Source organism: Mycobacterium sp. (assembly GCF_049802695.1).
Classification (GTDB): domain Bacteria; phylum Actinomycetota; class Actinomycetes; order Mycobacteriales; family Mycobacteriaceae; genus Mycobacterium.
Map to the genome: position 1 here is coordinate 1 of NZ_JBARMY010000203.1, position 4218 is coordinate 4218.

The 4218-nt window shown below is 62.9% G+C and carries 2 protein-coding genes and 3 pseudogenes; all 5 read right to left on the reverse strand.

The annotated features are described in order from the left end of the window. Positions 1–231 (reverse strand): annotated as a pseudogene (locus WA317_RS08125) (DUF4178 domain-containing protein); the annotation flags it as partial. Positions 232–306: 75 nt separating this feature from the next. Continuing rightward, a pseudogene (locus tag WA317_RS08130) lies at positions 307–1196 on the reverse strand (SAM-dependent methyltransferase). A gap of 73 nt (positions 1197–1269) precedes the next feature. Continuing rightward, positions 1270–1782 (reverse strand): hypothetical protein, encoded by a 513-nt coding sequence (locus WA317_RS08135; RefSeq protein WP_425172545.1) that lies wholly within the window; start codon positions 1780–1782, stop codon positions 1270–1272. A 274-nt stretch (positions 1783–2056) separates the two neighbouring features. Further along, positions 2057–2362, reverse strand: a pseudogene (locus WA317_RS08140) (ACT domain-containing protein); the annotation flags it as partial. Positions 2363–2541: 179 nt separating this feature from the next. Continuing rightward, a complete protein-coding gene (locus WA317_RS08145) occupies positions 2542–2973 on the reverse strand; it encodes a hypothetical protein (protein WP_425172546.1) in 432 nt (143 codons plus the stop codon). Positions 2974–4218: the final 1245 nt, after the last annotated feature.

A 4218-nucleotide genomic window follows, 5' to 3' on the forward strand; every position in this document is an offset into this window, starting at 1 on the left:
ACCTTGGCGGTAGGTGACCGAGCCGCGCACCACGTAGTCGACGCCGCCGTAGCTGACGATCGCGCCCGGACCCAGCGCCCGGGGGCCGTACTGCTGCATGTCGCCGATGTCGAGCGGATCCTGGCGCGAAGTGGGCCGGCTGGGTTTCTTGGGACGCCGCAACGCGACGGCGAGCACGACGGCGGCTGCAATCAACAGCACGGAGCCCAGCACGATCAGCGATATGCCCATGCAGGCCTTCCGTACTTTTCAGGAGAAGCCGAGGTTGGTCGATTGTGCGCTATGGGACGCGCTTTACTCAAGGCGTCACCGGGCAAGCAGGCCATCCAGATAGGTCACATTGGCGAAGACGCCGGCAACCTGGTCGTCGGGATAGTCGAAGCCGTTGGCCGCGTGCAGCTGCCCGACGGTACGGTGAGAAATCTGCCAGCCATGGCCGGTCAGGTACTCGATGACGTGGGTGCGTCCGCCCTGCGCGACGAGCTGGGCGAAGTCGAAGTCGAATCCGAGCCGGCTCATCTGCTGGTGAAACGTCCGCCAGTAGTCGTGGGCGAACAAGCTGGTGTCGGGCATGAACTCGGCGGCGAACCGACTCCCGGCGGCGCTGAACGAGGTGATGCGGTCGAACAGCGCTTCCTGGGCGTCGGCCGGCAGATAGATCAGTAAGCCCTCGGCACTCCAGGCCGCGGCCGCGTCGGGGTCGAATCCGGCTGCCCAGAGGGCGGCCGGCCAATCGTCGCGCAAGTCGATACCGATAGGCCGTCGCTCTACCGTCGGCTCGGCGCCGAGATCGCTGAGCGTCGACGTCTTGAATTCGACGACCTGAGGTAAGTCGAGTTCGTAGACGACGGTGCCGGCCGGCCATGGCAAGCGGTAGGCCCGGGCATCCAGACCGGCGGCGAGGATGACCGCTTGGCGAACGCCGTTGGCTGTCGCGTCGAGGAAGAACTGGTCGTAGAACCGGGTTCTACCGCTACCTGCTGCATCATCCGCGGGGACTTGAAGTTCGGTATCTGTCCGTCCAGCAGCCGGGTGAAGAAATCGATGCCGACCGCCCGCACCAGTGGTTCTGCGAACGGGTCGTCGATCAGCGGATCGGGCTCGTTGGCGGTCAGCGCCCGCTGGGCGGCGGACATGGTGGCCATCGTGCCAACGCTTTTCGTGAGATCCCAGCTATCGCTGTCAGTACGCGCCATGCCGCTCCCATTTCGACGTTCTGGAGGTAACAGACTCCAGTGGTCTGTTGAGCGTTACGAGAAGAGATCGCGACTATTCGCAGAGCTTGTTCATGTCGGTGATCTCGGTGTCGAGATTGTGGCGCAACGGATCAAGTGTGGAGTTGAGTCCCGCGAGGTAGCCGACGCCCAACTCTTGGATCGTGTTGGCCATCGCACCGACGGTTTTGGCGAGATCTCCAGACGCGGCGGGTTCTGCGGTGAGGCGGTTCTGCAGGAACGCGCCGCCCCCTACCAGTGCCAGGCGAGCGTTGGCCGCCACCGCCAGTTGGCCGGCGGGGTCGTTGGGAACCGGATTGGCGAGATGGGTATTGGTGACCACCCCTTGGCGCACGGTGACGTACGCAGCGCACAGGTGGGTTTTCGCGTCGGCGGTCTGCTGGCTGCTGAAGGAAGGCGCACTGGCGTGCATTGGGCGGAAAAACGCCGCGATAGCAATGGCGACCGCGATTGCGGCAAGCGCCAGGGGCACCCACGTTGGCCAGCGCGACTTCCACCCGCCAGAAGAAGAAGGAGCAGCGGGCCTGCGGCTCACCCGCTGGCCCACCTTGGGGCGCTCCCTCACGCTGTCCGTAGGGGTTTCTTCGGTGGCCGACTCGTCAATCGGGGAACTATGAGACACGCGGCGATGATATAGGTCGTCGGAGCCGGAGGGGCGTTATTGGCTTTCTGCAACGGCTTTCGTGAAATTGGCTACACCGTGGCGGCATAGGGCAACGCTGGCAGGACCGTAGCTCATGCCTCATACGACTTGCAGGCCTTCCGGAACATTATGCGGGTCGCGCCAGAAGGCGTCGTTGACGAACCGGTTGAACAGGTTGGTCCTCCTTGGAGGCCATGACGGCGACCCGCTTGGGCTTGGCCGCCTCAGTGAGGCGAAAATCCATGCTGAACTTCCCGGCCACCTGCTCGGCGAATTCGCGGGCCAGCGAATCCCGAGCGGCCGTCAAACCCGGCAGGTGAAAAACGGTGCGCTGCATGAAGATTCCGCCGGTTTGCTCGGTCGAATGCTGATCCAGCGAGATGATGTTGGCGCCGGCGGACGACAAAAATGTGCTGACCGCTGCCACTAGGCCCGGCCGGTCGGCGCAGCGCAGCAATAGCCGGCCGATGTCCTTGACCGACAAGCGACCGGGGCGCGCGCCGACGAACGTTGTATCGGAAGCGGATTCGTGGGCTTCGCTATCGACTCGGGTGGTCAACGGTTCGGGCTGGTTCACTGATGGTCGCCCGACCCCGGAACATCCCCGGTCAGACCAAGTGCCACAACGACTATTCTTTGTGGGTCCCACTCGTCGGAGACCGGTCACGAGCACAGCTGATCCAGCGCTCTGATTTCCTTATCGAGATTGATACGCAATTGATCCTGAACCGAATTGGGTGCACCTGCCAGATAATTGATGCCCAACTGTTCGATCGTGTCGGCCATGTACGTGAGGGTCTTGGCTAGATCGGCCGGTGCCGCAGGTTGCGCTGCGATGCGGTCTCCTAAATAGGTGCCGCCGCCCAAAAGCGCCAGGCGAGCGTTGGCCGCCACCGCGAGTGAGCCGATTGGGTCGCCGGCGCGTGGGTTCGCCAGGTGGGTGTTGATGACCACGGCTTGATGCGCGGCGGTGTATGCGGAGCAAAGGCTCGTCTTGGCGTCGGCGGATTGTTGGGCGGTGAAGTTTTGCGACGCGGTGTGGACCGGACGAAACCACGCCACGATGGCAATGACGACGGCGAGGGCTGCAATCACCAGGGGCCCATATGCGCGCCACGGTAAGTCGCCGCTCCGTTTGATCTTGACCTTCCTCGGTCGTCTAGTGGCCCGAGGCGCCTGTTCTGGCAAAGCCTCGACCGCGGAATTCGTCTCGTTCGGAGCGTCAGCCTCGTCCGTCTCGTCGAGAGATCTGCGAGACCGGGGGTACTCGCTCGTGGTGGCGCGAGATGCCCTGCGACCACTCTGGGCGGCAGGATCAGCGGGACGTGAGGCAGGCATCGGCCGATGATATAGCTCCTGACCGCTTGATCGTCAATGTTTGCCTACACGTCCCTGGGACGACGCCGACGACCTGCTGACGCGCAGCGGTGCGGCACGCCGAGCCCGCGAAAGGAGCGTTGATCGAGGCGCGCTAGCATCTGCGACTAGGTACAACAGGATTACCGCCGCAGGTCAACACCCGCTTCGTGCACAATATAGTGATAACGAATTTCGCACTACTGCAGTGCATCTCAAGGGTAGCGTGTCTTCGCGTAGGCAAGTCGAGTGCGGTCGCGCAAAGTTGTCGTGTAGCGCTGTGCCGCTGGGGCAGCGGTCTCGGCCAGCGGCGGTAGGGGACAGCCGGCGCTCGCCGCCACCTCGGCGCCAACGGGCCATCGCACGTTGCTGTGGCATCGGCAGCTTCCCTTCGTCCCGGTTCCGCAAAGCGCTGAACGTCGGGTTCACCGCCTCGTAGTCATATGCGCCTACGACCGCTCATCGGGCGGCCCAGCAGTTTTCTGAGGATTTTTGAGAAAATCGCTACCAAATCGCCAGATCTGCGATATTGCGACTACCGAAGATCACGAAAACATAACGAAGAGGTACCAGAGTGGTCACATTACGTGCTTCGTGATCCCGAACTGAGGTTTCCCTGAGACATCCTGAGAACCCCCTGAAATAAGCATTAACTCAGCACAAGATTGGAGTCAGCAGTGCATAAGAAAAACGTTCGGGGCGGTTCCTCTCCACGGCACCGTCAACGATCGAAGGCTGATGCGGTCGCTAGCAAATGCGTCGTCTGCGCGTCCTCGATCGCCGCTGGTATCGGCCTCGCCGGTCTGTTCACCGGCATCGGAATGGCTCACGCCGATACAGGCAGCATCACCCTGCCCAACGGTGACACCATCGTGCTTCCCTCCGGCAACACCATCAACTGGCCCTTCGGTGGGACCGGTACCAACAACCTGCTCGGCGGCGGTTCCGGCGGTGACGGCGGCGCCGGCAACGCAACGGCCGTAG